General features: G+C 49.0%; 24 protein-coding genes. 13 read left to right on the plus strand and 11 right to left on the minus strand.

Going from position 1 to position 26,968, the window contains the following annotated elements; genetic code table 11:
* Window positions 1-215 precede the first annotated feature (215 nt).
* Window positions 216-1,106 (minus strand): LysR family transcriptional regulator, encoded by an 891-nt coding sequence (locus tag H6F93_RS15725; RefSeq protein ID WP_190682432.1) that lies wholly within the window; start codon window positions 1,104-1,106, stop codon window positions 216-218.
* Window positions 1,107-1,233: 127 nt separating this feature from the next.
* Between H6F93_RS15725 and H6F93_RS15730 the strand changes: the two genes are divergently transcribed.
* The gene (locus tag H6F93_RS15730) at window positions 1,234-1,938 is read left to right on the plus strand and encodes a pirin family protein (RefSeq protein ID WP_190641242.1); all 705 of its coding nucleotides are present in this window, start codon (window positions 1,234-1,236) and stop codon (window positions 1,936-1,938) included.
* 183 nt (window positions 1,939-2,121) lie between these two features.
* Here H6F93_RS15730 and H6F93_RS15735 read toward each other — a convergent pair whose 3' ends face one another.
* Window positions 2,122-4,104 (minus strand): iron uptake porin, encoded by a 1,983-nt coding sequence (locus H6F93_RS15735; RefSeq protein WP_190682436.1) that lies wholly within the window; start codon window positions 4,102-4,104, stop codon window positions 2,122-2,124.
* 940 nt (window positions 4,105-5,044) lie between these two features.
* Between H6F93_RS15735 and H6F93_RS35815 the strand changes: the two genes are divergently transcribed.
* The 3 genes from H6F93_RS35815 to H6F93_RS15750 all read left to right on the plus strand — a co-directional run bounded on the left by H6F93_RS35815 (window position 5,045) and on the right by H6F93_RS15750 (window position 6,985).
* Window positions 5,045-5,740 carry an HxlR-like winged helix-turn-helix transcriptional regulator gene (locus H6F93_RS35815; RefSeq protein WP_190682439.1) on the plus strand — a complete coding sequence of 232 codons (696 nt, stop codon included), beginning with the start codon at window positions 5,045-5,047 and terminating at the stop codon, window positions 5,738-5,740.
* 199 nt (window positions 5,741-5,939) lie between these two features.
* Window positions 5,940-6,446 (plus strand): hypothetical protein, encoded by a 507-nt coding sequence (locus H6F93_RS15745; RefSeq protein WP_190682442.1) that lies wholly within the window; start codon window positions 5,940-5,942, stop codon window positions 6,444-6,446.
* 128 nt (window positions 6,447-6,574) lie between these two features.
* Window positions 6,575-6,985 carry a response regulator gene (locus H6F93_RS15750; RefSeq protein WP_190682445.1) on the plus strand — a complete coding sequence of 137 codons (411 nt, stop codon included), beginning with the start codon at window positions 6,575-6,577 and terminating at the stop codon, window positions 6,983-6,985.
* 80 nt (window positions 6,986-7,065) lie between these two features.
* Here H6F93_RS15750 and H6F93_RS15755 read toward each other — a convergent pair whose 3' ends face one another.
* The gene (locus H6F93_RS15755) at window positions 7,066-7,737 is read right to left on the minus strand and encodes a DUF305 domain-containing protein (protein WP_242043487.1); all 672 of its coding nucleotides are present in this window, start codon (window positions 7,735-7,737) and stop codon (window positions 7,066-7,068) included.
* A 249-nt stretch (window positions 7,738-7,986) separates the two neighbouring features.
* Between H6F93_RS15755 and H6F93_RS15760 the strand changes: the two genes are divergently transcribed.
* Window positions 7,987-8,583: a CHRD domain-containing protein gene (locus H6F93_RS15760; RefSeq protein ID WP_190682532.1), complete on the plus strand. Its 597-nt coding sequence runs from the start codon at window positions 7,987-7,989 to the stop codon at window positions 8,581-8,583.
* A gap of 87 nt (window positions 8,584-8,670) precedes the next feature.
* On the opposite strand, the gene H6F93_RS15765 is transcribed toward H6F93_RS15760, so the two are convergent.
* From H6F93_RS15765 to H6F93_RS15775, 3 genes are all read right to left on the minus strand, one after another.
* On the minus strand, window positions 8,671-10,929 hold the full coding sequence (locus H6F93_RS15765) for a tetratricopeptide repeat protein (RefSeq protein WP_190682452.1): 2,259 nt from the start codon (window positions 10,927-10,929) through the stop codon (window positions 8,671-8,673).
* A 60-nt stretch (window positions 10,930-10,989) separates the two neighbouring features.
* Entirely contained in the window at window positions 10,990-11,160 is a 171-nt protein-coding gene (locus H6F93_RS15770) for a hypothetical protein (protein WP_190682455.1), read from the minus strand.
* A 567-nt stretch (window positions 11,161-11,727) separates the two neighbouring features.
* The gene (locus H6F93_RS15775; protein ID WP_190682458.1) at window positions 11,728-11,958 is read right to left on the minus strand and encodes a hypothetical protein; all 231 of its coding nucleotides are present in this window, start codon (window positions 11,956-11,958) and stop codon (window positions 11,728-11,730) included.
* Between the two features lie 284 nt (window positions 11,959-12,242).
* On the opposite strand from H6F93_RS15775, the gene H6F93_RS15780 reads away from it, so the two are divergent.
* From H6F93_RS15780 to H6F93_RS15805, 6 genes are all read left to right on the plus strand, one after another.
* Window positions 12,243-12,434: a hypothetical protein gene (locus H6F93_RS15780; RefSeq protein WP_190641234.1), complete on the plus strand. Its 192-nt coding sequence runs from the start codon at window positions 12,243-12,245 to the stop codon at window positions 12,432-12,434.
* A 200-nt stretch (window positions 12,435-12,634) separates the two neighbouring features.
* The gene (locus H6F93_RS15785) at window positions 12,635-13,849 is read left to right on the plus strand and encodes a tetratricopeptide repeat protein (protein WP_190682460.1); all 1,215 of its coding nucleotides are present in this window, start codon (window positions 12,635-12,637) and stop codon (window positions 13,847-13,849) included.
* A 198-nt stretch (window positions 13,850-14,047) separates the two neighbouring features.
* A complete protein-coding gene (locus H6F93_RS15790) occupies window positions 14,048-14,926 on the plus strand; it encodes a DUF2382 domain-containing protein (protein ID WP_190641232.1) in 879 nt (292 codons plus the stop codon).
* Between the two features lie 80 nt (window positions 14,927-15,006).
* Window positions 15,007-15,768: a DUF2382 domain-containing protein gene (locus tag H6F93_RS15795; RefSeq protein WP_190682463.1), complete on the plus strand. Its 762-nt coding sequence runs from the start codon at window positions 15,007-15,009 to the stop codon at window positions 15,766-15,768.
* Between the two features lie 83 nt (window positions 15,769-15,851).
* Complete coding sequence (locus tag H6F93_RS15800; protein ID WP_199313743.1) at window positions 15,852-16,748, plus strand: Rpn family recombination-promoting nuclease/putative transposase; 897 nt, start codon at window positions 15,852-15,854, stop codon at window positions 16,746-16,748.
* Between the two features lie 59 nt (window positions 16,749-16,807).
* Complete coding sequence (locus H6F93_RS15805) at window positions 16,808-17,914, plus strand: RuBisCO accumulation factor 1 (protein ID WP_190682466.1); 1,107 nt, start codon at window positions 16,808-16,810, stop codon at window positions 17,912-17,914.
* 157 nt (window positions 17,915-18,071) lie between these two features.
* On the opposite strand, the gene H6F93_RS15810 is transcribed toward H6F93_RS15805, so the two are convergent.
* A complete protein-coding gene (locus H6F93_RS15810; RefSeq protein ID WP_190682469.1) occupies window positions 18,072-19,787 on the minus strand; it encodes a glycosyltransferase family 39 protein in 1,716 nt (571 codons plus the stop codon).
* A gap of 31 nt (window positions 19,788-19,818) precedes the next feature.
* Complete coding sequence (locus tag H6F93_RS35820; protein WP_199313744.1) at window positions 19,819-20,079, minus strand: hypothetical protein; 261 nt, start codon at window positions 20,077-20,079, stop codon at window positions 19,819-19,821.
* 237 nt (window positions 20,080-20,316) lie between these two features.
* Between H6F93_RS35820 and H6F93_RS15820 the strand changes: the two genes are divergently transcribed.
* A complete protein-coding gene (locus H6F93_RS15820; protein ID WP_190682472.1) occupies window positions 20,317-22,698 on the plus strand; it encodes an ATP-dependent helicase in 2,382 nt (793 codons plus the stop codon).
* Here H6F93_RS15820 and H6F93_RS15825 read toward each other — a convergent pair.
* Both H6F93_RS15825 and H6F93_RS15830 read right to left on the minus strand, forming a co-directional pair.
* On the minus strand, window positions 22,692-22,916 hold the full coding sequence (locus H6F93_RS15825; protein ID WP_190682475.1) for a hypothetical protein: 225 nt from the start codon (window positions 22,914-22,916) through the stop codon (window positions 22,692-22,694). The two genes, H6F93_RS15820 and H6F93_RS15825, sit on opposite strands and share 7 nt — an antisense overlap.
* Window positions 22,917-23,179: 263 nt before the next feature.
* Window positions 23,180-23,887: a bacteriorhodopsin gene (locus H6F93_RS15830; RefSeq protein WP_190682478.1), complete on the minus strand. Its 708-nt coding sequence runs from the start codon at window positions 23,885-23,887 to the stop codon at window positions 23,180-23,182.
* A gap of 236 nt (window positions 23,888-24,123) precedes the next feature.
* Here H6F93_RS15830 and H6F93_RS15835 point away from each other — a divergent pair, with 236 nt between their 5' ends.
* Window positions 24,124-25,032 carry a LysR family transcriptional regulator gene (locus H6F93_RS15835; RefSeq protein WP_190641225.1) on the plus strand — a complete coding sequence of 303 codons (909 nt, stop codon included), beginning with the start codon at window positions 24,124-24,126 and terminating at the stop codon, window positions 25,030-25,032.
* A gap of 184 nt (window positions 25,033-25,216) precedes the next feature.
* Here the strand turns inward: H6F93_RS15835 and H6F93_RS15840 are convergent, their stop codons facing one another.
* Window positions 25,217-26,944 (minus strand): diflavin flavoprotein, encoded by a 1,728-nt coding sequence (locus H6F93_RS15840; protein ID WP_190682481.1) that lies wholly within the window; start codon window positions 26,942-26,944, stop codon window positions 25,217-25,219.
* Window positions 26,945-26,968 lie beyond the last annotated feature (24 nt).

Here is a 26,968-nt window from a genome sequence, read left to right on the forward strand (position 1 = left end):
ATTAATATTTTTTTTGATACATCTCTCCTACTGTAGTAATAACGTTTCTTTAAAGATCTGCCCCACCCGAATACCCGCTCCGCTTAACGAGCGTTACCGTCACCATACTTCACCGTCATTTGGGCTTGAAAGCCCCGACGAACCATCCCACTCATCTTGGAGAGAGCCAAACGTAGATCGTCAATTTGAGAAGCAGTAAGTGATTCTGAAATCGCCTAGTGAGAACCAAATTGCTGTTGGAGGAAGTCAACGAGTAGCCGAACCTTGGTAGAAAGGTGACGATTGACGGGATAAATCACGTAAATTGAGAGTTCAGTCGGGTGGTAGTCTGGCAGCACAACCTGAAGTTTGCCCTGCTGGAGTTCTGGCTCTACGATAAATCGGGGCAGAAGTGTAACGCCTAGCCCTCGAACTGCGGCATCTCTCAGCACTTCGCCATTGTTAGAACATAAAGTGCCCTTGACGGAGAAAGTATGTTCTCCATCGGGTCCGATGAGTGTCCATTGATTCTCGAAAGCAAGCTGTCCGTAATGCAAACAGGAGTGATGCTGCAGTTCATTGGGATGGGTTGGAATGTCGTGAGCTTTAAGGTAAGTGGGCGAGGCACAGAGTACCCGTTGAGCTGGAGCAAGGGTGTGAACGATTAGGCTGGCACTCGCTTGAGGTTTGGCAATTCGCACGGTGATATCAAAGCCTTCTTCGATTGGGTCAACAAAGCGATCGCTCAACGTCAACTCCACCTGAAGATCGGGATACTGCACCAAAAAGTTAGCCAGGGCAGGAGACAGATGCATTATGCCAAACGACATCGGCGCATTGACGCGCAGTCTTCCTTTGGGTTCCTTTTGAAGCTGAGTGAGCGATCGCTCTGCCTCTTCTAGACTCGCCAAAATTTCTACACACCGTTCATAAAAGGCTAGACCCGTTTCGGTTGGAGTCACGACTCGCGTACTGCGGTGCAGCAACTGCACCCCCAGATCGTTTTCTAGAGCAATTACCAGTTTGTTGACCGCCGATCGCGACAGTCCCATGTCTCGTGCAGCCGCCGCAAACCCGCCTGAAACCACGACCTGAGTAAAAGCGCGAATTCCATCAAACTTGTCCATAGCGTAGAGATTGTAGATTTTTTGGATACAATATGTCTTTAATTTAGTATATTGTCTTTTCAGAAGATTCAATCCATAATAAAAGTATTCCAAAAGCAATTCAACCGCTGAATCAGGAGGAATCCAGATGATTACCATTCGACCGGCTCAAGAACGTGGCGCTGCAAACTTTGGTTGGCTCGATAGTCGTCACACTTTCTCCTTTGGCAACTACTACGACCCCAGCTACATGGGTTTTGCTGATTTGCGCGTGATTAATGAAGACAAAGTAACTCCTGGAAAGGGTTTTGGCACTCACGGACACCGTGATATGGAAATCATTTCCTATGTGCTTGAAGGTGCATTAGAACATAAAGACAGCATTGGCACTGGCTCAGTGATTCGTCCTGGAGACGTGCAACGGATGTCTGCTGGCAGTGGAATTCAGCACAGTGAGTTTAATGCTTCCAACACTGACCCGGTGCATTTCCTGCAAATCTGGCTTCTGCCCGAGAAAAAAGGAATTGAACCAGGCTATGAGCAAAAAACCTTCTCTGATGCAGAAAAGCGCGGCACACTGCGGCTAGTTGGTTCTCGTGATGGTCGAGATGGCTCAATTACGATTCACCAAAACGTCGATCTATATGCCAGTGTTTTGAGCGAAGGAGATACTGCAAACCACACGCTGGCAGACGGACGGGTTGCCTGGGTGCAAGTGGCACGGGGTGCCGTTCAGCTCAACGGTCAAACCCTCACCGCAGGGGATGGAGCGGCTATCTCGGAGGAATCTGAGATCACGCTTCAAGGAGCCGCTGAAGATGCAGAAGTGCTGTTGTTCGATATGGCAGCATAGTGGCGATCGCTAACCAGACGGTCACCTAAAGGCTAAGACCTGCGACTTCTTTAAGAAGTCGCAGGTCTCGGCGTTTCACCATTAACTAATGGACAATTCAAGGTTTGCTACGGTGAACGATAGGTGACGATCGGGAGGACTGGCAAATGGTTCAACACTCACCCTCAACACAATCCGACTCCGTTAGAAGCGGAACACGGTTCTCAGAACACCAATGATCGCATCATCATTATCAGCGTCGTGGTTAGGCGCAGTTAACCAAATCACGCCAGGGGTAATTTCAATGTTGTCTGACAGCCGATACTTGTAATACGCCTCTAAGTGTAGTGAAGTGTCGGGGTCAGTTTCTCCACCGTTGACTGAGTCGTCGATCTCCGTGAGTCGAGGTTCCATCCCCACAAGGATGCCTCCCAGATTGCCTTCACCACCCAGGTCAGGGAAGGCGACGCTAGCTGCCCAAGTCCACACATTTCCATCCCCTCTACCAATGTAGCGGTGGTTAGAATAGCCAACCCATCCACCGACAGCAAGACCAGGAGTCAGGGTGAACGTACCAGAAACGCCGTAGGAATTGACAGAAACAGGGCGATCGAACGTTTCGTTTGCCAGGTTACTGCCTGTGGCAGGGCCAAAAAACTCATCGGAAGGGGTGTAGCTGTTGATGTAGCTCAAGCCAATCCGCAAGCGCTGGTCAAACCCATAGAAGATCGCTTGAGCGAGTGCGCCGTACTTACCGTTAAACAAACCACTGCCGGGGTCAGGGTTGCCTGCATCGGGCACGAGATAGCCCAAGTTAATTTCAATATCGTCAGTCAAGAAGTGCCTGATGCCGAAACCTGCCCCTGAGGAATAGTTGTAAATCGGGTTACGCAGGGCAAACAGGGAAACAGCACTGCCGTCGAGGTAGGGGGTGAGTTGGGCAGATGCGTCTAAGTCAACAAAGCCGTTGCCCGTGGCGGCAAGGTAAATGTTGGTGCGATCGCCCAGCGGGAAGCGATAACGCAATAGCCCTAGTTGGAACTCATTGTCGCTGTCGCCGTCAAATTCGACTCGTCCTTCATTGGTTTGCAGCACACCCTCATTAGTGCCACCTAGAGGAGTGATGTTATTTGCCTGGAAACGAGTAGTCAACAGGTCTTCACCCGTAAAGCTAGTTTCCAGGTTTAGCCGCACCCGATAACCAAAGGTAGGATTGCGATCGATTGGTTCATCATTAGCGTTGTTGCCATCTATGACGCTAACCAGTCCAAAAATCACCTCACCATTCAATACTGTAGTGGTAGAAAATTGGTTAGCTTCCAGTTCAGCTGTTCGTGCTTCCAGCACATCGACTCGACCGCGAAGGGTTGCCAGTTCAGCCGCAAACTCTTCTTGCAAGCGTTGCAACGTTGCCAGATCTTCTCGCGTGACCGTTTCTGCCAAGCCAGCCGCAATTAGTTCATTGACTCGGTCGAGGGCAGCATTGAGTCCAGCCGCAAATTCATATCGAGTCAGCGCACGATTGCCCCGAAATGTGCCATCGGGATAGCCTGCAATGACACCGTATCGTTCAACTAAAGACTGTAACGCTTGAAAAGCCCAATCGGTAGGTTGCACATCAGAAAGTTGAGAGACGGAAGTTAGCTGCCCCATCCCCTGAGAGTTTTCAGGTGGATTAGCAAGTACTTCAACTTGAGTATCACTTGGAGCCACCGTTGACTGGGCAACTGACTGCTCAACCGACGGAGCTACAACCGACTCAGTTGATACTGGCTCAGTTGATGCTGGGAGCGATGCAGCTGTAGAGTCTTCAGCAAAAGCCTCAGAACTAGCTTGAGAGCTATCTTGCAAACTCGTTTGAGGATTAGTTTGTAAATCGGGTTGAGAATCAGTCTCTAAACTAAATAGACTTTGAGAAATTGAATTGCTGTTTGGATTAACGGCGGTACTGTTAACAGATGCTATTGGCTCAGTAGCTTGTTCAATAGCTGAATTATGATTCTCACTAACACTTTCAAAATCAGCTATTTCAAACTCGGTTTTAGGTGCGATCGCTACATCCGTTGCCCCATTCTCATCTACCACTACCGAATCGGCCTTCACAGGAGAAGACCCGATCAAACTGCCTGCTGCTACGAGAGAACTAACGAGTAGGAAGGATTGAGAGAGCCGTAGAAGGTTATACATTTATTTCCACCACACTAAAAGCTGCCCCTCAACGCAACTGTTGAAGAGTCAGAAGGTAATTTGCCTACAAGAGACGTTGATCAAACTCACTCAAGTTGAAGATCTCAACTGATGAACCTGGAATTTAAGGTTTGGACCCCTACATTCCAGATGACTTCCCTTAAGCTAAGATTTGAGGGTGCTTGGTTCAAGACAAGTTTGAACATCAACACTGTCTTTTATGCCCAGATCTATCCTTCACCAGCAATCAACCAGTGAGGTAAGCAACGAGATCGGAAGCGATAAAACGGATACAGTCCATCTCAACCTCAATTGAGATGGAAACGGTGCAGGAATGAAACCTCTAGTTAGAGTCTAAGCCCTGCATTCTCTTGTTCACAGTTTAGGTGTGAACGTCATAGCTGGATTAAAGGAAGGATCTTTAACTTTGAGTATTTCGTATCGCTTTTAACTCACTGTTGGACTTAGAATACTGCCTCCCCTTATGGTTAACTTCTACCTTAAGAGTTAGACAATCTCACGCCAGCGATACAGTTCATTAAGGAACATTGTGATCAAGTGTGAAGTTTTCCAGAGCGATCGCTACGGATCTTCTGGGCAATAGGGTTTACACTGGCAGCATGATCCCAAATTCATTCATCTAGCATCTACTGTTTGCGTTTGTCCGTGTGTCTATCCGGAGGTTGGAGCCTCTTCACAAAACAGGAGTTCTACACCATAAGCTAGGAATACATCTCACTTTCACCATTGCCATTAGGGTTGACTCTATTCAACTAAGTCTAACTAGCTCACTTAATTAGCTAGCTGAAAGCTGTGATTGCTGTCGGGACTTATCATCAAAGGATTTTCAGGGTTTCCACCTGATGATTCAACCACCGGCGGAGGCATTACAAGATGGCACGAGCCACCCAATAGAGACAAGGACGATACCAAAAGGGCAATGAGAAGGTCTGAGCCAAAGTACAACTCGCCGGTAGAAATCACGCTTAAAGTTATTGGGGGTAAATGGAAGTGTGTCATCCTATGGTGGTTGAGGCAGGAAACAAAGCATTTTAGCGAGTTGAAACAGCTAATGCCCGGCATCACTCACAAGGTGCTGACGCAACAGTTGCGAGAACTGGAGGCAGATGGCTTGATTCGTCGCAAAGCCCATCGTGAAACTGCGTCTCGCATTGAATATTCGCTCACACCTTATGGTGAGACAATTCGCCCCATCATGGAACTGATGTGTAACTGGGGCAAAGCACACCGGCCCGAATATCGATCTAGCTTCATGCCGCTTGGCAGTTTGTGCGTCCTGGTGGTTTCACCACTGGCAGAAGGCGATCGCCTTCTAGAATCTTTGGAGGCCCACGGATTTTGGGCAATTGCAGTTACCTCCAAAGTGGCGATCGTCAAACTTGACCAGCTTCAGCCAGATGTTGTGATCATCGATACTAGTTTTGTTGAAATAGACGGACCTGCTTTGATGAATCAGATTAAAGCAGTCGAGAACGCTCAGAGTAGAGAAATCTTGACGATCGCTCTAACTGCCTCCAAACTTGAAGATGACTTTTTGCAAAACGTTCAGCTTTGCCTTACAAAGCCCGTTCAACCCGCAGAAGTAGTCGCAGCGATCGCCAACTTAACTCATTAATTCACAAATTAATTCACGAGAGTGTAACTAAAGCAGATCTTGAATGCCTCGAACCAATAAAACCCGAACCTTTGGCAGAGACGCTGCCCAGCACAAATTAGTTATAAAGATATCCAAAGGACTAGAGCTACTCTGACTTTGGGGTAGGTTGTTTGACAAGTTTGTACAGGCGTGTGCTTCTGGTAGGGTTATAAGCAACATGAGTGTTGATACATCGTCTGAACAGGGATTGACCAGAAACGTGAGTGACCTAACGTCAGGAAGTCGCCCAAGCGAGAGCATTGAAACCACACAGTTGATGCACGCAACGACTGACGAGCCAGCTTCTCAACCTTTGACAAACGCAGTCTGGACTGAAACCGCGATCGCTCAGTCTACCTCTGAATCTACTCGATCAGAATTTAAAGCTACGGATGCTGCCTGGTTGTTGCTGCCGCTTTGGTTTGCCATCGTTTGGGTTGTACTGTTTTTTGCCTTCTCGGAAGGCTTTCGATTTACCCAGAGCAGGCTTAAGAAGCTTCAACCTGCTAGCCAAATTCCCTGTAAAAACTGTCGCTTTTACACTAGCAGCGCATACCTTAAGTGTGCAGTGAATCCGCTAGACGCAGCTACGGAACGGGCGATCGCCTGCTCTGACTTTGACTCTAAGCAAACAGAAGATTCAAGCCATTCCCCCCCTCGGAACAACGATGTGAAACTCCGGTAGGCTGCCAGCAGTGGGCAAGCGGCTAACAAATGGCAACAATGCTTCTAATGAGTGAGGACAATGAGTCTTCAAACGACGACAATCTAGTTTAAATAGTCTTTTAAGACTTGATACCTGGTTGTTGTCCTATGGTTGCTCTGTTGAATGAGGTAGCTGTCACCGCTGACAGAATTCTGGTTGTGGATGATCTTCCAGATAATTCATTTCTACTCAAGGTTCTTTTAGAGGAGGAAGGGTATCGAGTCGAAGTCGCAGATAGCGGCTATGCAGCTCTAGCTAAAATTGCAGAAGAACCGCCAGATTTAGTGTTACTCGATGTCATGATGCCAGACATGAGCGGTTTTGAGGTAACTCGACAAATCCGTCAAAACCGCCAGCTTCCGTTTATTCCCATCTTACTGATTACAGCGTATGACCAACCCAAGGCAGCAGAAGGGTTTGAGGTGGGTGCCGATGGCTTTTTACGTAAACCAATCGAGTATGAAGAATTACTAAATCGGGTACATTCAATCCTTCCTCCTCGCCAAACTCCAAACTGAGGTTAAACTCAAAGAAGCGGCATCGCTCCCTTTGGAGGCAGAAATGAAGCGATACCGCAATGACTATTAGCTATGCCAAACTATTGCCCATACCAGCTTTGCTTCCATTGATTCATCTGATCAATTTCAGGCTGCTGACTGTCAATAATCTCCTGAGCTAGCTGCTGAATTTCGGGGCGATCGCTCTTTTCTAGCGCCTCTTCAGCCATTGTCACTGCCCCTTCGTGATGAGGAACCATTGCGTCAATAAAGCGCAAGTCAAACTCTTCATCAGCAGATCCTAAATCGATATTCATCGCCATGCTTGCCTTCATCTCTTCAGTCATTGGCATCATGTGATCTGCTTCAGCGTGATACATCATTGGTTCATTTGCTGCATCAGGATACCAGGTTTGTCGCCATTCCTGCATTTGCTGAATTTCTTGCTCTTGGGCGGCGATAATCGTCTGGGATAATTGCTTAATTTCATCTCGACTGGATTGCTCCAACGCCGTTTGTGCCATTTCGACAGCCCCCTGATGATGCAAAATCATCGCGTCAATAAAGCGCAGATCAAAGCTTTCATCGGCAGGGCCTAAATCCATATTCATGGCATGTCCGCCGTGGTCCATCCCTTCCATTGCGGTACTGGATTCTTGGCTGACCTCAGGTTGGGTCGAAGATTCGGAAGGAGAACAGGCAGCAAGTCCAAATGACAGAACGGTTAATGAACCGCTAAGGGTTAGTGCTAGTAGAGTGCTTCTGAGTTTCATAGTTTTCTGCTTCATACTCCTAACTCTTTATAGACAAGAACACATCTTTTGGATCTAAGACTATCCATCAGATCTAGTTCAGGTCTAATTCTTGTTTTAGAGCCTCCAGTTGACTGGAAAGTCAAGCAATTTTTAAGTTCCAGTCAAAAAAAGAAAGATCAATCCAATTGGAAGTTGAGCTCGTAGATAAAGACAGTGGTTTCTCTGAGTAGCCGACCCGTTAACTTTCTAACTGTGAGGAAATTTCTTATGAAGCAATTGTGGATGATTGGTCTTTTGGGTGCAGGTTTAGCGATCGCCCCCCAAGTTGCACAAGCAGCAACCTTCTCCTATTCCGTTCCGCTAGAAGCTGAGCAAGAAGTCGCGCCTAACATTAGCACCAGTTCAGCTCAGGGTACTGCAACAGGAACACTAGTTGGAGACGTAACAAGTTGGGTATTTAACTACACGGTCGAATACGCTGGATTGGAAGGGCCGCTTGCAGACGGACATATTCACCTTGGCGAGCGCGGCACCAATGGTCCTGTGGTTCACTTTCTGGACAGCATCGACAGTTTTAGAGGCACCACATCAGGTACCATCGTCGGAGACTATACTTCCAACGATGTACTTGCCGCAGGTGTAGTGACTCCCGACGTAGTTTTCAACAGTTTCTTAGCGGGTGGCTACTATTTCAACGTTCATTCCGCAGCCTTCCCTGGCGGCGAAATTCGCGGTCAAATCGAATCTTTTGAAGCAGCTGAATCTGTTCCAGAACCCGCTATGGTTTTGGGAATGCTAACCGTTGGCACACTTGGACTCATTTCTCGCTCAAAGAAGCGCCGGGATGAATTGAAAGTTAACTAATACCGTTTCTACAAAAACAAGCTACAGATGGAAGGGCACCCCGCGACGCGGGGTGCCCTTCCATCTGTAGCCTTAGTCAAAGGGGCATTACTGGAGGTAAAAAATTTGACGAAGAGCCGCAGCTTGCTGAGCAGGTTGCTTTAGTCTATTGGCAACTTGTGTTGCCAGGTCGTAGTGCCGCAGTCCGATCGCATCATTCAGCATTTGCCAATGCATTTCCTCCTGTTCAATAGGGTCGGCGATCGCATCAGCCAGTTCAAGTCCCATTTCTAGCACTTCACTCGCCCGTTCTGATTGCCCATAATTGGCATAGCCCCAAGCAATCAAGGACCAGTTGTAGGCTTTTAAGTTAGGCGCTTGCAGCATGGTATTGAGTTGAGATGCAAAATCGTACTGCCAAAGGCTGCTCCCTGACCAAGAAGGGGCATACTGGTTGCGGATCAGGTCGTTCAAAAGATTATTGCGCTGATTTCTGTCGGGGATGCTGTCAGCGGCTTGAACAATTGCAGCAATGACTTCAGCGTGAGGTTTGGGGTTAGCGGCTGCATATTTTGCTCCAATCTCAACCAGAATTGTGGTTTTCACAATGGGATCAGAAATCCGGTTAACCAGTTCCAAGGAGAGCGTCGGTGAAGTGGATGAAGCAACTGCGATCGCCAATTGCCCAATCAGTCCGTCTTGTTGACTTTCATCTAACGTCTGAATGGTTTGTAGGGCGGTGTTGATCAGTTCTCTAGTTGCCTGTTGCTCCGTTGCGGCGTAGGCTTCGGCGATCGCATTCCATAGCCCAAGTTTTTGCTGAGGGTCTGCAATGCTTTCACTCAGTTGCAAGGCTTCTGTCAAAGTCTCGCGAACCCGATCTTCCTGACCTGCTGCACCATACGTCTTGGCAATTTGACTTAATTCCCGAACTCGTACAGCCGTATTTTCAATGGTTGCAGCCGTAGAAACAGCCGCGCTTAATGTCTCAACTGCCTGACGGTCCTGTTCTAGGTCTGCATAAGCGGCAGCGATCGCAGTTAACGCCGAAGCTCTTAATCCTGCAATACTGCTGTAGTAGCCGCTGGTTGCGTAATTATAGGTTTGGACGGATTGCAAGGCTAAATCAACCGTTGCGATCGCTTGCTCCGTTTCGCCTAGACGAGCATAATCGGTGGCAATATTGAGTAGCGAACTAGAATTCGGCGTGTTGTAAACCGTGTTGCGGTCGATCGCAACAGGAATTGAATCAATCGTTTTAGCAACTTCCAGCGCTTCCGCCAAAACTGCGACGGTAGACTCAGGCTGATTTGTTTTCGTATAGTGTTGAGCAATTAATCGCAGCGCTCTCGTCTGATTGACAGGGCTGCCATAGGTTCGAGCAACCCGCAACGCGAGACCATCTTGCTCGATAGCAAGCGATCGCTCGACTATTTGATTAAAGATCTCAACTTTTGGATCTGGAATATCTGCAAACGGCTGCAACTCACCATCTTGAACTGTTTGAGCAATCTCAAATGCACGCTCATACTCCCCATTGTTCAGGTAAACCCGGGCAAGGCTGATTTTAGAATCAGCTTGGTCGTACTCATTCTCCGCACTATTGGCAACTTGCAAAGCCCGATCAAACGCCCCAACCTGAGCAAAGTTATATACCCATTGTGAATAAAGCTGTATCTGGGCATTGGCTTGAGCCAACTCATAAGCTTGAGAAATAAGCTCAACGGCTTGCTGTGACTCACCAATGCCTGCATAGGCAAACGCAATCTTGGTAAAAGCCTGAATTTTGGAGCTAACGTCTGTAAGTTGATGGGCAATCTGACGCGCCTGGTCGTACTGCCCATTGCGGATAGCCATTTGCGCCAGCGTATATTGAGCGGTTGATCGCTCATTGTTCTCTTGGGGAATCGTGTTGGTAAATGCAAGTCCTTCGTCGTAGCGATTAGCCCGAGCGTAGGCTCTGACAACAGTATGTTGAGCTGACACTTTTTGATAGGTATCATCCACGATGCTATTCGTAAGGGCGATCGCCTGGTCAAAGCGTTCCTGACTGGCTAACTCATTAATCGCCCAAGTTAAAACCTGATACTTTGAATCCGCCGACTCGATGCTTTGGGCAAACTGGACTGCCTGCTCAAGTTGCCCAGCGCCTAGATAGGCTTGGGCGATCGCCCTCTCCGCTTCTGTTCTGAGGGGAATGCAGCAATATTCAGGGGCATAGGTTTCGTAGCCCATCGTGGAAGTGATGGCGATCGCCAAATCAGCATTGCCCAGCTTTGCCTGCTCTGCCACGATCCTGACTAAAAGCTGATCTTGCGTCACTGGGTCTGTAACGCTTCTGGCAGCTTGCTCAGCCTCGAGCAACACGCCGATCGCCTGTTCACGCAGCCCCGTTGCTGCATACCGCTGTCCCGTCTCGATTAGTTGCTAGGACCGATCAACCGCACTACCTGAATCGTTTGCAGAATCACTCATCGCCTGAGCGATCGATGCATCTTGCGATGTCTCTCCTAAAGCCTGCTGAGTCGCAGACGCAGTTTCGACCGAAGAAAGTAATCCGACTAAACCAATCGCTAGCGGCAAAACCAACCGTTTCACTGAAAGAACTCCTGACAAAGCGAGGTAGGATGAAGCAAGATTAATGTAAGGCTTAAACCTAGGTAAAAAGAGACTTCATATGTCTCCGACCCTTCACCTTACAAAGCCAATGCAACTATGTAGTACCTGCTACATAATTTCTCACAGCTCGTCCTTATTTATCGCACACCAAGAATTTAGGTGCTCAACATCCTCACCAGTTCCTAGAGTGTCATAGACTTTGACGGACTCCTGATTTCTTTGTGACCGTAGCTATACAAACTAAAACCAGAGAAGGGAAGCAAAAAGTTTTGCTTCCCTTCTCTGGTTTTAACTCGCAGCAATTTTTACTTGTATGAAACACACAGCCATTTCTAAATGGGTGAGCTATAGCGTAGGGGCGGTTCGCGAACCGCCCCTACAAGGGCTTGTGATTTATACAAGTAGAAATTGCTGTAAGTCCCTCAAAGGCAAACACCAGTTCGCCTCTACTCAGGGTTAACTCCTCTGAAAAATGCATAACTGATACTAAGCCTTTGTAAAGCTGATTCACACAAGAGACTTGGGCTGTGTTTAAAGCCTTTCTAATTATTTACTGTTGATGGGTTTATCCAACTTGACTCCAGGTGCGTCTGCAGGAGAGCTTTCTGTCGGCATATCGCTTGCATCTGTAGGATTGTCTTCCTCTGTTTCACCTGTAATCTTGCTAGGGTCAGTCACAGCTTCAGCAGGGGACTGATCCACTTCCGGATCTTCACCTACATCTTGATCTTCATATTCCTCAGGAGTCACTTTTGTTTCTTTAACTTCCTCAGCCATGGGCACCATCCTCATCCAACATCTAAGATTTTTTGTCTATCCCTTCAATTTCAGTAGAACGGGCTGAAATTGGCATCTGTCTAAGTACAGGATATTTATCCGAAGTTCTTAACCCAAAAGTTTTTAATCTGATATATCTGTGGCTATTAAGCGATCGCTCCATAGGGTTCTAGCAAACTTAAATTCTTCTTTACAAACGATTACAGCAACTTGATAAGAATTTGGCGGGAAAAAGTTTTGCTGCATGAAAACGGGGTTAGCAGTCTTTCATTTGCCCCATTGCCATGTCTAAGGATCAAAGAAACGCTGGAAATCCTGTGGAATCAGTTGCCTTTAACTTAGGAGGTGTCGCGGCCGCGATCGGCGGGGTTTTAACTCTAGCAGTGTTGCTTAATGTCTATAGTGAAATGACAAACACTGGAAATAACGAGGCTCAACAAAACTCACAACCATCAGCCGGAGAAGTATCTGAATAAGCTGAGGTAGAGGCTTCGATATCCAGTACCGAAAGCGTTTATCTTCCCTACTGGGCAATTATTACAACTATAGACTGATCTCCAGGTTGGCAATGTCCCCCTCTAGCCAAGTGTAAGGCTTTGCTTGGGTTGTTAAATTTGGCCATAAGGCTTTAACAAACCAGGCTTTATGCCGCTTTAAGTAAACGGGGGATAATCAGATGACAGATAGCGATCGCACTATGGCTCAGCACAATGAAGCTGCTGAACCCAGTATTGACTTACCAATTGACCACCCAACATCTGTTGGAATCGGGGCTGTGAGCGGCGGTTTAGCTGGAGCAGTCCTTGGCAACATGGTAGCTGGAAGATTAGGCGCAGCCATTGGTGCCGTAGTGGGTGGAGTTGCTGGAGCCGCAATCAGCAATGAGAAAGGGGAAGAGATTAGCCACGCTGTAGACAACGCAGTAGAGACAGCAAAAGAGAAGGCTCAGGAAATTAAGCCTTCCGTGATGGGTACCTTAGACCAAGCAGAAAGCAAAGCCAGCACCATCAACCCGAGTGCAGCCAAAGCTATTAACACCCTCAAAACTAAAGTTGATGACGCAACTTCTAGTGCTGACAGTGACCCTAGCTCTAGCAATGCAGACTTTAACGCACAGAATTTTACTCCGCAGCAAAGTCTCTCTGCACCCGAAATAGATTCTCCAGCATACACATCTGGGTACACTGTTGAGACTGCCTACACATCCAGCAACCTTGGTAATACCTACATGGATGACCAAACGGTGATCCAAGATGCTGATATTGCACCCACCTCAACTGCAGACGACATCTACTCAGCAGGCAATCTTGATGCAACTTCAGCCTATGTTGAAGATACATCTTATGTTGATGACTCAGCTTTGATGAGTAGTGCTGCTGACACCATGAACGTCTCTTCAGGCTACGCAGATAGCTCTACGGGCTATTACACTGAGAGCTCATCAGGATATATTGCGGATGATGTTTATTCACCTGAGCCCATTAATTCTGGCTCAGCTTACATCGAAGACCAGTCCCCAAACTATGAATCCATGTCCTCAACAGGATATGCAACTGAATCCATGTCCTCGCCAGGGTATGCAACCGATACAGCCTATTCCTCAACCGACACAGATTCTAGTTTAATATCGGCCGAGGAACAATATGACCTGGGAATTGCATTAGGTAAACAGGGTGATTTGGCAGGGGCGATCGCCGCCTTCCAGTCTGTCGTTGCACAAGACCCCAACTATGCAGAAGCACACTACAACTTAGGTGTTGTTTTGTGTAAGTACGGTCTGACAGAGCAAGGTATTACTCACATTGAGCAATCGAGAACAATCTGTCAATCCGAAGGACGCACAAGAGAGGCAGAAAACATTGATCGCATCCTGCAAAACCTGGCCATTTAATAACGATTAGCTTGAGCAACAAGAGAGATGAATTGGGGCGTTTTATGAAACGCCCCAACTGCCAAACATACCTGTATTCAACACAATCTCCATTCCTCACAACAACTTGGCTAGGCACAAACAACTCAGCCAACAGATGGATGAGGTGAACTACAGGCTTTTTTAACTTTGACTTAGCACTGAAAAGGAGACGAAAACATGGCACTCCATAAGATTAAAGATTTTGATCCTAATTATCGAGACTCATTTAACAAGCAAGATATTCTAGATTTTGATCTCTACAGCGGCAGTGAAAAAGTTGGTTCCATAGACAATTTGCTAGTAGATGATGAGGGACGATTTCGTTATCTTGTGATCAATACTGGCTTTTGGGTTGCTGGCAAGAAAGTACTGCTGCCTGTTGGTCGTACTCGGATTGCTTTCAATGAGAATCGAGTTTATGCGGACAACCTCACTCGGGCTCAGGTCGAGAATCTCCCAGAATACAACGAGTCTGACTTAGTCGATTATGACTATGAGGAGAACGTCAGAAATGTTTACCGTCCAACGGCTTCTACAACGGGTACAGCCGTTAGTTCAGCCGATGTAGCAGCTTCAGGCTATGACCGTAATAGTTATAGCTATCAACAAGATGCAGCACTTTATAACCTGGATGAGCAAAACCATAAAGAACTCAGGCTTTATGAAGAGCGTCTGGTTGCTGATAAAACTCGTCAAAAAGTAGGAGAGGTTGCCGTTAGCAAGCGAGTTGAAACTGAAGTTGCGACGGCAACAGTTCCTATTGAGAAAGAGCGTGTCATCATCCAAGGAACAGTTCCAACTGACGCAGGAACCGTAGTAACACCTGGAGAAGATGCTTTCCGAGAAGGTGAGGTTGCCAGGGTAGAAGTTTACGAAGAAACTCCTGATGTACACAAAGAAGCTGTAGTACGGGAAGAAGTGAATCTCAGGAAAGAAGTAAATCGGGAAACTGTTGATGCGGAAGAGCAAATTCGTCGAGAAAAACTGGACGTAACTACGACGGGACATCCAAATGTGGATAAAAGACTTGACCCGCTATCTGATGAACGTCTCTAGAGACAACTCTAGCAAGCTTCGAACCTGAACTAATGCAGGTGGAACCACTCCTGGTTCCACCTGACACCCTGGAGAACAATATGGTACTTTCAAGACTTGATAACTTTGATCCTCGCTATCGTGAAGCTTTTGGCAATCATGATATTCACCAGTTTGTCGTTTGCACTGACCGAGATGAGTTAGTTGGCAGAGTCATTGATGGGTTGGCGGACGAAGCAGGACATCTTCGTTATCTAGTCGTTGAGTTAGATTCTGCGATCGCCCCCAAGCAGGTTCTTTTACCAATAGAGCGATTTCGGGTCGACTCAAATGCGGGCAAGCTATATCTTAATGGACTCAGCTCTGCTCAAGTTGCCAGTTTGCCAGCCTACGATCCTGCTTACGGTAACAAAACTAACAGCTTCGTCACACCTGAACCAAATGGGCAAGGCGGAGCAACAGAAACAGTTCGCCTCTTAGAAGAGCAATTGACCGTCAATCGTGAAAAACGCAAGCTCGGTGAAGTCATTGTTCGTAAAGAAATCGAGACTCGAATTGTTGAAGTTCCTGTTCGACGCGAAAAGCTAATTGTTGAGCAAGTTGGTACAGAAGCCAAACAGCTTGCCTCAATTGATCTGGGTGAAACACACGATAGCGTTGAGATTAGGGAAGCTGCCTACGCGAGTGTGCCATCTGTCCTCAGCGGTGAGTTTACTTCGGTGAGGGCAGCTAGCCAGTTTTTGCAGGCGATCGCCGACCAATCTCACTCTGGGTGCGAGAAGGTACAGATCACCTTGCTTCTTAGCGATCCTAAGCTTCAGCACGAATATCAACAGTGGCTAGAGCGTTATACAGCTCTGTAGCTATAGCGATACAAGATAAGATTTGGCAAGAGGCAGAGCTAAGCTCTGCCTCTTGCTTTTGCCGGCGCAAGTTACCAGTCGTTTTGACGAAACGAAGAATTCAGCTAACCCTTCAGAAAACAGTCACGCGTCGTGACTCAATCTTCTACAAACTATTTCAGCAATCCCCAACACTCCTATTTGAACTTTTGACTAATCCTCCTGCCAACGCAGCGCAGTATCGCTTTGATTCGGTCGCAATCAAAGAACCAAAGTTTGAAATCGATGGCATATTTATACCTCCCGAAGAGGAAGGGAATGGAGTTATCTATTTTTGTGAGGTGCAGTTTCAGAAAGATGAGCAGCTTTACGAAAGGGTATTCGCCGAATCTCTGCTGTACTTTTACCGCAACCGCGCCCGATTTAGCGACTGGCAAACTGTAATTATTTATCCTTCGCGTCGAGTTGAACAAAGTGAGAATTACCCTTATCGATCATTGCTGAATGGCGATCAGGTGCATCGGGTGTATCTAGACGAGTTGGGAGACATTCAACAACTTCCTCTCTGGGTAGCACTGATGGTGTTGACCACGGTAGATGAAGAGCAGGCTCCAGAGACAGCTCGATATTTATTAGATAGAACTTGGCAGGAAGTACCCTCGTCTACCAGACAGCCCATAATAGAAATAATCACAACGATCATGGTGTACCGTTTTGAACGCTTGAGTCGTGGGGAGGTAGAGGCAATGCTGGATATCAGCCTGAAGGAGACAAGAGTTTATCGAGAAATTAAAGAAGAAGGACGTGAAGAGGGACGTGAAGAAGCAACTATCAACCTGATAGTTCGACTGTTGACTAAACGATTTGGGTCACTTCCCCAAGAGGTTCGTTCCACTATTTCTGATTTGCCACTCCCCGTTTTAGAAGAGTTGAGTGAAGCGCTGCTAGATTTCAGCGAGTTGGCTGATTTGCAAGCTTGGTTTGTAGCGCGATCGCTTTGACCTGGAATCGCGGTACATTTGCTGTGTGGTTCCAATAGACCAGAGCACCGTCGTTTGTTATGACCGAATCATCTGAGTCCAATCCTGAACAAGTCAATTCTGAGCAGCCTGATGCTGCGTCAGGCGATCGCCAGATCGAAGACTTAATCCTTCTTCTGCGCCGCAAGCAGGAAAATTGGGTTGCCTGGGGGCAAGCTTGTCAGCAGCTTCAAAAGGCTGGCTATAGCCCTCAGCAAATTTTTGAGGAAACCGGATTTGAGCCAGTTCACCAGAATCAAATTACCGTTGCCTCACAGGTTTACAGCTCAATTGTGAGCAGCGGAGTGTCAGAGCAGGTGCGATCGCGGTTTGAGCGCACAGGCAGCGATACGCTCTACGAATTTCGCATCTTGACTCAGCCAGAACGAGCAGCAGCAGCAGAACTGGTCGTTGAAAAAGGCATCGACTCTGAAGGCGCTCGTGAGGTAGCCAAAGCGCTCAAAGACTTTTCACGACTCGCGACTCCACCTGAAGAATTTTCGGAATATCCCAGTGATGCAGTGGCGCTGCACTACTGGCGACTAGCACGGCAGCAGTCAGACTTGCAGTTGCGATCGCGCCTAATTGCTCTAGCATTGCGGTTTGCTCAGAGTGAGTCAGCCCGCCAACAAGCCGAGAAACTGTTGACCGATTTCACTGTTACTCGTAAGCGTCCTGCACCCCGTCTGCCGCTTTATCGGCTCGACTCAGAAGAAGAACTGGCAAGGGTTTTACCGGTTGCAGGTAAGCTTCCCCTAACGACGGCTGATCTGCAAGCCGTCCCGCTGATTGAGGAAGAGGCTCCGTTTGGGCTGGTGCGTTTTTCAGGAACAGGAGCATGGGTACCCGTTCCGGGATGGCAGGTGGTGCTGGGGGCAGAAGACCCGGTAGTGCTGCTAGCAGATACTGACCAGTTTCCTGAACCGCTGGAAGGAAAGCGCGAACAGGTCTTAGTCGTGATCGATCGTGCCCAGCGACAGTGGAATCCAGACAACTTTTTCATCATCGACCAGGATGGGCAGTTGCAGATTCAGTGGTTTGAGGAAACACCAGAAGTGCCACTGTTGGGGCGGGTGATTGTAATTGTTCGTCCGAAAAAGATTTTGGATGAGGACTTCACTAAAGATCCGTGGCAGGTGGATGAGTAAGTGCTGTCCCTTCTTGAAGAATTTTGAGAAGGGGCAAGTGTCCGTGTAAGCCAGTAGCCAGTAGGTTGGGTGAAGCAAAGCGGAACCCAACAGTATCTAAACAAGCGTTGGGTTTCACGCTGTTTCACCCAACCTACACCTGCTTAAACATCGGCCCTTACCGACATCGATAAAACTGGTAGGGGAATCCAATTCTCCCAAACTCCTCAGGGTCAAGGGTGCAGAAGACTCTAGAGGAGCGATCGCCCTCTCCAGCATGAGTAATCTGGAGCCTCGGGGGATAATCCCTGGTTTTCATTCCCGGTGCAGCAATCACCCACAGGTTGAGCGGCAACGGAAAACCAGGAGTGACCCGCGAAAGTTGCTTCCATGCCTGCTCAAATCCATCCGTGCGATCGATAAAAGCAAAGCCCAAAGATTCATCAGGGCGGTCGGGGAAGTATTCGCTCAGTTCTAGCCCAAAGCTTAGCCCCAGGGCAATTTCCTGAATTGAGGTATAGCTGCCCACCAGCATCAGCGGTGTTTCTGGGTCAACATACATATCTCTGGCAATGCGGCTGGGGTAGTAGGCTTTGTGAAATGCCAGGTTATTCACAACAAGCACACTGCTAAGGATGCCGACCAGTAAGAAAGGCAGAACGACTTTGCGAAAAGGCAGATGCACCAGCGCCACGCCCAGCAGCCCACAAACGCCTGGGTAATAGACAAAGTTATAGCGCGGCACAACGGTAATGTCTTTGTTGAGAATGTAGACGATCGCAAAGAACTGAACCAAAACGCTGAGGACAAAACCCGTCAGCAACAACAGCGATGGGCGAATCTCAAGCCGACTCCAGGCTTTTCTCAAGCCTCGGCTCACTTGCCACACCAGCCACGCCCCAAAAATCAGCATCAGTGTGGCTGAGAGAATCACAATGTACTCTTGCTGGTCTTCGACCGGGAGGGTAATCACCATCACGACCCATCCGGCGATCGCCTGATAAATCGGCGCAATTCGGCTTTCCCAATCGATTTCCCGAGAACTGAGCCAGGTAGTTTCAGGACGACTGATGTGCCCTAGCAGGACGGTGAGCCAGGGCAAGTAGCTTAAAGTAATGCCCGCGATCGCCAACCCCAATGCCATCCAGCCGCGAGGCGCAATGCTGCGCCGCTGCCATAGCATCCAGCCGCCCAGCGCCATGATTTGAGCCACCAGTACCAGGGCAAAAAAGTAGTGGATGTAAAGCCCTAACGAATTCACCGCCACCCAGCCCAGCCATACCGCCGGACGCAACCGCCGACCGGGATGCAGGTCTTGCTGCATTTGCACCAGTCCTACCAGCGCTAACGAAATTAGCAACATCGGCAGAGTATATTGGCGGGCTTCTTGAGACAGGTAGACAGCGAAGGGAGAAACCGCCATTACGGCTGCTGCCATCAGCCCTGCCCTCTTAGAGAAAGCAAGTCGACTCAGCCAGTAAATGGAGGCGATCGCCCCCACTCCCATCGAGGCGGAGAGCGATCGCAATGCCCAAATCCAGTTCTCCGAATTGGGGTTGAGCCAGCTAATCCAGCGGTAGAGCAAACAGAAGAACAGCGGCGGATGTACCGATTCTGTAGACACCGTTTGGGCAATTTGAGCGCAGCTCACCCCTGGATTGAGCGTAAAAATTTGCTTGAGCTGAGTCACTGAAAATGCCATACCCAGCGGCAAATCGGCTTGCTTGTGACCGAGGCTAAAGATTGCCGTGATGATTTCGTCCAGCCACAGTGGTTTCGCGTCAAGCTGCCAAAATCGTAGAACCGCTCCCAGCAGCAGCACTGCTGCCAGCCCGACGTAATGCCAGTTGCAGCGCTGGCTTAACTGCTGAATCTGAAACCGCAATCCCTTCATGCCAGGACATCAAAACATTACGCCAGTTTAATCATACGTGTATCAGCCTATTTGCGTTGGCAGGACGGGCAGCAGCAGACAACGCATGGGGTAGGGGCGCGGCATTCGGCAAATTCATTGCGCCATTCACCGTTGATTTCTGACCGAATGCCACGCCCGGTTCGGATTCAATATTTTGCTCAATTGAGAAAACGATACGACAGTTATAGCCGCAAGAACAAGACTGAAGACCATCAAGTTTGCCACTTAGTTTATGAGTACCCAAGCTCGAATCAAATACGTCTGCTTCCATCTGCTAAAGAGTGTCTTCGATCCGTTGCTGAAGCTCAGTATTGCGCTTCACAAATTTGCGCAATGTGCGCTTAAATTTTGACGTTAGAACTCAAGCCCTCATGCCTCTGCTTAGAGCAAGCGATCGCCGACACACAGTAGCAGTGCTGTGGATCGCTTAGAAAGATGTGCCCTCAACCTCAACCCTCAATCCCCCGAATATGATGAAGATCAGACGCACTAACGGCATAACAGCAGCATGGTGACTTCAGCAAATCCGCAAAACCCCACTCCTACCTGGGAAGAAACGCTGCAACAGCTTCGATCGCGCCTGCGTCCAGGGCAACAGCGAATGGCAGATTGGCAGAGCGGGGCGCTAGCGGTGTCAGCCGTGCCAGGTTCGGGCAAATCAACTGGGATGGCGATCGCCTCCGCCATTCTTCTCGCCAAACGCTATCGGGGAATGCAACCGACTGCACCAGATGGCAATTCCAATAGCGGACAACTGGTTGTTGTGACCTTTACTCGCTCTGCAGTCGCCAATCTTAAAGCCAAAATTCGTCAATATTTGCGAGAGCTTTCACTCACGCCAAGCGGATTCGTCGTCTATACCCTGCACGGACTGGCGCTAAACATTGCTACCCGCTATCCCGATCTGTCTGGGCTGAGCCTTGACCGCGTGACATTAGTGTTGCCCAACCAGAGCAATCGCTTGGTTCGTACCTGTGTCGAGCAGTGGATTAGCTCTAACCCTCAGCTTTATCAGCGGTTGCTAGAGGGGCGGCAGTTTGACGGCGAAGAAACCGAACGGCTCAGGCGACAGTCGGTATTGCGAACAGAAGTGTTGCCTGAGCTTGCACTTACCGTCATTCATGAGGCAAAGAGTTCGGGACTGTTGCCTGCCGATTTGCGGCAGTTAAGTCAGGAAGTGATGCACCAGGATATAGATGAGGTTAACTATGATGTGCTGGCGATCGCCGCTGGACTTTATGAACGCTATCAGTTACTTCTCAAAAATCGTGGACTGATTGACTACGACGACATGATTTTGGCAGCGCTGCGAGTGCTAGAAGACGACAATGCCCGTCAGCTTTGGCAACAGCAGGTGTTTGCTGTATTCGAAGACGAAGCGCAAGACTCGTCTCCGCTGCAAACTCGTCTCTTAGAAATCCTTGCGTCTGACCCCGATGGCAATCGACCAGCCAATTTGGTGCGCGTGGGTGACCCGAACCAGGCGATTAACTCTACCTTTACTCCGGCTGACCCTGTGTTCTTCCGGCAGTTTTGCGAAACCTGTGAAGCTCAGGGCAGATTGGCAGAGATGGATCAGGCAGGACGCAGCGCCGCCATCATTATGGATGCGGCAAACTTCATGCTCGATTGGGTCAATCGTCGATATGGCAGAGGAAGTAGCGGCGACTCAGATGGAGAGGGGGCGATCGCTTCTTTCAAAAATCCATTCCGCTCTCAGGCAATTCATCCTGTTGAGGCAGACGATCCTCAAATAGATGCAAACCCCGCTCCCGTTGGACGGGGGCTAGAAATCGTCATACCAGAAGATGTATTTGAGACGGTCGATCAAATTGGGCAACGAGTCGCAGAACTTTTTGCTCAGCATCCCGATGGACGCATAGCGGTTCTGGTGCGGGAAAACCGGCAGGGGCGATTTGTCGCGGATCTGCTGCAAAACCCAGAACAGCACGGGCTAAAGGTGAATCTGAAGGAATTGGGAATCGAAATCTACGACGTGGGACAACGCGATCGCCAGTCTCACATTCCCGCTGAGATCCTGGCACTGATGCAGTTTCTTGATCGCCCTCATTCGCCCGACAACCTCAAAGCTGCCCTCAAAGTTTTGGTCGATCGCAAGCTGATTCCTACTCAAGATCTCAACCTGCTGACCAGTCTGCCCGAACAGTTCCTTTACCCCGGCCCGCTCGACCCGCTTCAGCCCGACCCCGTGCTTCAGGCGCAGCGCTACTGCACTGGACTGCTACGGGCGCGGCTAGAGTTGCCCCAATATCAACTGATTCCCTTCCTGGCGCTCACGTTGAAGTACGAGCAAACCGAACTGGCGACCGCCGACAAACTGAGCGATCAAATTTACCAACGCACATCTGCCAATCCCGGAGCTTCCCCCATCGATGTGCTGAGTGAAATCGTTAACTCCGAGCGATTTGAGCCCGTTGAAATTGGCGATAGTGAAGAGCGCTACACGCGCAAAGGTCAACTCACCATCATCACCATGCACAAAGCCAAAGGACTGGACTGGGACTTTGTGTTTATCCCCTTCCTGCATGAGCAGTTGATCCCTGGCAGTCTGAGAGTTCCGCCCCAAGCACAGTTTATTGGCGACTTTAGTTTGCCAGAGGTCGCCAGAGCGCAAATTCGCGCCCGTGTACATGAGGAATATCCAATGCCCGGACTCGCCGCCGCTTGGGAACGCGCCGAATACCTTAAAGTCGCTGAAGAATTTCGCCTGCTCTATGTAGCGATGACTAGAGCCAAACGCCTGCTGTGGATGTCCGCCGCTCAAAAAGCTCCCTTCACCTGGAGCAAACCCGACAACCTGGAAGATAAAACGCCCTGTCCAGTCTTGACGGCCCTAGGCAAAAAGTTTCCACAAGCGATCAGCTATTGATCGTTAAGAACTAATAGTTCCCATTTTTGAGGCACTTTTTGCACTAAACAAGACGAACCTCTTTCCAGCACGTTGAAAAGGGATTTCGGCGTGGCAGAACCTCTTTCCGGCACGACAAAACTCTTTTCCAGGGCAGCAGAACCTCTTTCCGGCACGACAAAATCTCTTTCCGAGATCCCAAAATCCCTTTTCGAGCTCTCAAAGCACTTTTCCGACATGATAGTGTCTTGATTTGGATAATTGAGCGGAGCGATCGCCCCTATAAGATCCCTTCGCCGTTGCAGGCTTTACACATTTGACGAGTAATTTTCGAGGGGGCACGGCATTGCCGTGCCCCTACCGCAGGCAATGGACAGGTTTTGTCAGCGTCTATGCATTTAACTGATTACGTTGTGGCTAAACCTGGTTCTATGAGTGTTTTATCTACTAAAAGTTTCCCTATCCGAAAGTGCTGTGAATTAGGTGGAAAGGGCGATCGCTTCTATCGAGCAGACACCTCTGTCTGTAACACCTTCTCAACTTCACCCGCCCGTTCTAATTGCCCTAATGTATTGAGTGAAAGGATACCAAAACCAACCTTTGCCACCAAATCTAGTAGGGTGTAAGACATTGTTTCTAACCCTTGAGTCAAGACATCAAAACCACTCGCTGCAAGCAGCCACACAATCGGGTATCCAGTCCACAACACCAGATGAACCGTGAGCAGTTTGCGGAATGCTTTCTTGCTTCTAGGATGCTGTTGCTCCGCTTCTAGGCGATAGGGTGACACCAGTAGATAAAAAACAGCCACAAAGGCACCACAACTCACTAAATACCAGATGTAATTGATCGGATCGGGTGAGAGGGCAGCAACCAATCCGGTTGCAATCATGAGTGCATTAGCTCCCAACAAACTTCCGGCAGTCGGTAAACTGGTTCGACCCAAAAATATGAGATCAAGCAACAAAAGTGGCGTTGATAGGAACCAGGTGACATAACGAACCCAAAAAGTAGGACGACCATGTATCACGTTAAACCCTTGCCCCAATGCCATTGATAGATAAAGCACACTGGCGATGATACAAATGAAAAAATTGAGCGTGTATAGAATTTTCCAACGTTCTGTTCTAGCGTTATGCGCTCCAAAGCCAAAGAAAACGGCTCCGACTGCCATGCCAGTTACGCCTATCCAAAGCCAAGTCTGAACCATATAAGCTTGCCAAAATATAATTACTAGCAATTAAAGTGATTAAGTTTCTTTAACTGCTGACCTTGATTAGTGTGTCAGCGTCCTTAAAGGAGCGCCATAATTCTGAAGGAAGATTTCTAGAGTAGGATTAGCAACCTGGAAATCTACCTTGAGTAATGTCAATTTGGCAGCTTCAGCTTTTGAGAACAAATGATAGATCTCGCTTAGGCTTAGTAAGCAGGGGCTGAGGTTGCATCATGAAAGAGAGTCATCACAGACAGATGAAGCTGTCTCAGCTCAGGATCTTAGTTGCCGTTGCCGATCGCGAAAACTTTAGCGAAGCGGCCCTGCAACTGGAAATGTCTCAGTCCGCAGTGAGTCACGCGATCGCCACCCTAGAAGAACACTTGGGCGTAGTGCTATTTTTGCGCGGGCGGCACGGGGCTCGCCTCACTTCCGTCGGACAGCGAATTGCCGAACACGCCCGCGAAATCGTGCATCGGTCCGAGGAAATTACTAAAGAAGCAGAACTGGCGAAAGGGCTAGAAGGCGGGCAAGTAAGAATTGCCTCCTTTCGCAGCGTTGCCACTCATATTTTGCCGCTGGTGATCACCCAATTTCACCAACGCTTTCCAGCGATCGCCGTCAGCCTCACCGAGCACGACGATTACCCCCGCGTCGAGCAAGCCCTGCGCGAAGGAAGAGCCGACATCGGCTTTACCTTTTTACCCGCTAGCGAAGACATGGAAACCTGCGAAGTCTTACGCGACGAATTTGTGGCCCTGTTTCCTCCTACCTTTCAAGCTCAGGCAGAGCAGCTAAGCTGGGCAGAATTGTCCACATTTCCGCTGATCATGCCCCCCGTGGATAACGTGATGATGCAGATGGTATATGCTCACGCTAAACAGTTTGACTGTTTCTTAAAAGTCACCTACGAAGTAGAAACCGACGCCACCATCGTCAACCTGGTCGCTCAAGGATTAGGAGCAACCGTTTTGCCCCGCTTAGCAGCAGAACCCATCCCAACCGGAATTCAGGTTTACAGCTTACCCGTTCCCCTGATGCGAATCATTGGTGTAGCCGTCTTATCCAATGAGCTACACACCCCGGCCGTCTTTGCCTTTCTCGACATCTTAAAGCGGCAAAAGCCTAAACCTTGCACGTAAATCGCTTCTTGAGTTGTAGTCACGCAGCAAATTTAAAGCGTTGGGTTCCACGCTGCTCCACCCAACCTACGGTTCTACATGTTCTACCATCCGTAATTTAGTAGGTTGGGTGAAGCGCAGCGGAACCCAACGCCTCCAGCTTGATGTACCACGACGAAACTACTTGAAAACCGCCCAAAGCACCTTAGTAGTAGTTCCCAAGCTTGCGATGGTGAACCGCAGTCAAGGCATCGGCTTTAGAAACTCGTCCGACGTTAGCTGTGCTGTAAACAACCCAGTGGTCACTCTGCTCCATGCGGCTGGTGACTTCACATTCCAGATAGGCGAGGGCATCTGCCAGGATAGGAGAGCCGTTTTCGGCGGAATAGGTTTTGACTCCAGCAAAGCGATCGGCTCCAGGAGCAAATCGCTTGAGGAAGTGTTTCATCAAGCCAGCGTGGTTGCCTTCTTCTAAAACGTTGAGAACGAAGCGATCGCCTACCTGCATCAAAGATTCGATTGCTCGATCTTTAGCAACAGCAATGGTGAAGCCCAGTGGCTTAAAGCTAGCTTGCATTACCCAGGACGCTAGCATTGCACCCATCAGATCGCCTTTCTGAGCCGTAATGATGTAAAGTCCGCTGCTGATTCGTCCCAGTGCTTTTTCTAGATCTGCGTCAATCGATTTGATTTGTTGGACGGTGCGATCGCGAGTCAGCGCTTGCCCCAGGTCAACCCCCGCCTCTTCACAAAGCTGATAAAGTGACTCACCTGGAACATCTTTTACCCGAATTGCTGGAAATGCCTCAACCAAGCCCAGGTTCCGAAAGCGGTTGAGCAGTGGGTCAACAGGTTCGTCATCGCCTCCGTAAGATTCAAATAGCCCAACTGCCTGCTTTGCTTTAGCGGCAGCCAGAACGGTGCTGAGCGCAGCTTGGATTGAAGTCGCAATGTCACCGGAAGCAGGCGGCATACTGATTACCAGTCCAGCGGCGTGGCTGACCATTTCCTGTAGCTCTTGCGGATCGGCTGACTTCAGATCCATCATTTCGACCGCAACTCCGGCTTTGGTAATGCCCTTAGCAATCGACTGCGAGAGGCGATCGCTATATCCATAATCGGATACGTAAAACACCGCCACCGTTTTGTCAGACTTCGCCTGCTCTTTGCTCCACTGGCGGTAGCGCCCCGTCCATTCCGCCACGTTGTGTTGCAGTAGTGGCCCGTGTCCTGTGGCAATGATGTTAACGGCTTCAAGCTGATCCATCCGCTTTAGCGCCGACAGCACCGAGCGGGCATTAGGACCCATGAGGCAGTCATAGTAATAGCGAAAGTCGTCTTCAATTTCCGATAGTTCCTCATCAAAGGTGCGATCGTCGCAGTAGTGCATCCCAAACGCATCGCAGGTGAAGAGAACTTGCGTTTTGTGGTCGTAGGTGAAAATGGTGTCGGGCCAGTGCAGGTTGGGCGCAATCACAAACTCTAGTTCATGCCCGTTGCCCAGGTCGAGGCGATCGCCATTCTTCACAATCCGCTGCTTGAAGGGCTGATGCACCAGATTTTCAAGGAACTGAATCGCCACCTTTGAGCCAACCACCGTCACGTCGGGTGCAAGCGCAAGAATGTCGGGCACCAAGCCGCTGTGGTCGGGTTCCGTGTGGCTAATGATCAGGTAATTAATTTCGGCTGGATTAATTGTTTCTTTCAGCAAATCCAGGTAAAGCTGCCGAAACTTGGCGTGGGAGGTGTCTACCAGGGCAATTTGCTCACCCCGAATCAAGAACGAGTTGTAGGTCGTGCCGTTTTTTAAGCCAAACTCGATGTCAAAGCGATCGCGATCCCAGTCAAGCGATCGCATTGTCAATGTTTCTGGCGCAATTTCAGCCGTTTGCATCGTTAGCCTACGCTGCGTGCGATCGGTTAGTACGACCATGAGCGGTTTCCTCCCCGCGATGCG

It is taken from the genome of Leptolyngbya sp. FACHB-671 (genome assembly GCF_014695745.1).
Lineage (GTDB): Bacteria > Cyanobacteriota > Cyanobacteriia > Elainellales > Elainellaceae > JAAUTN01.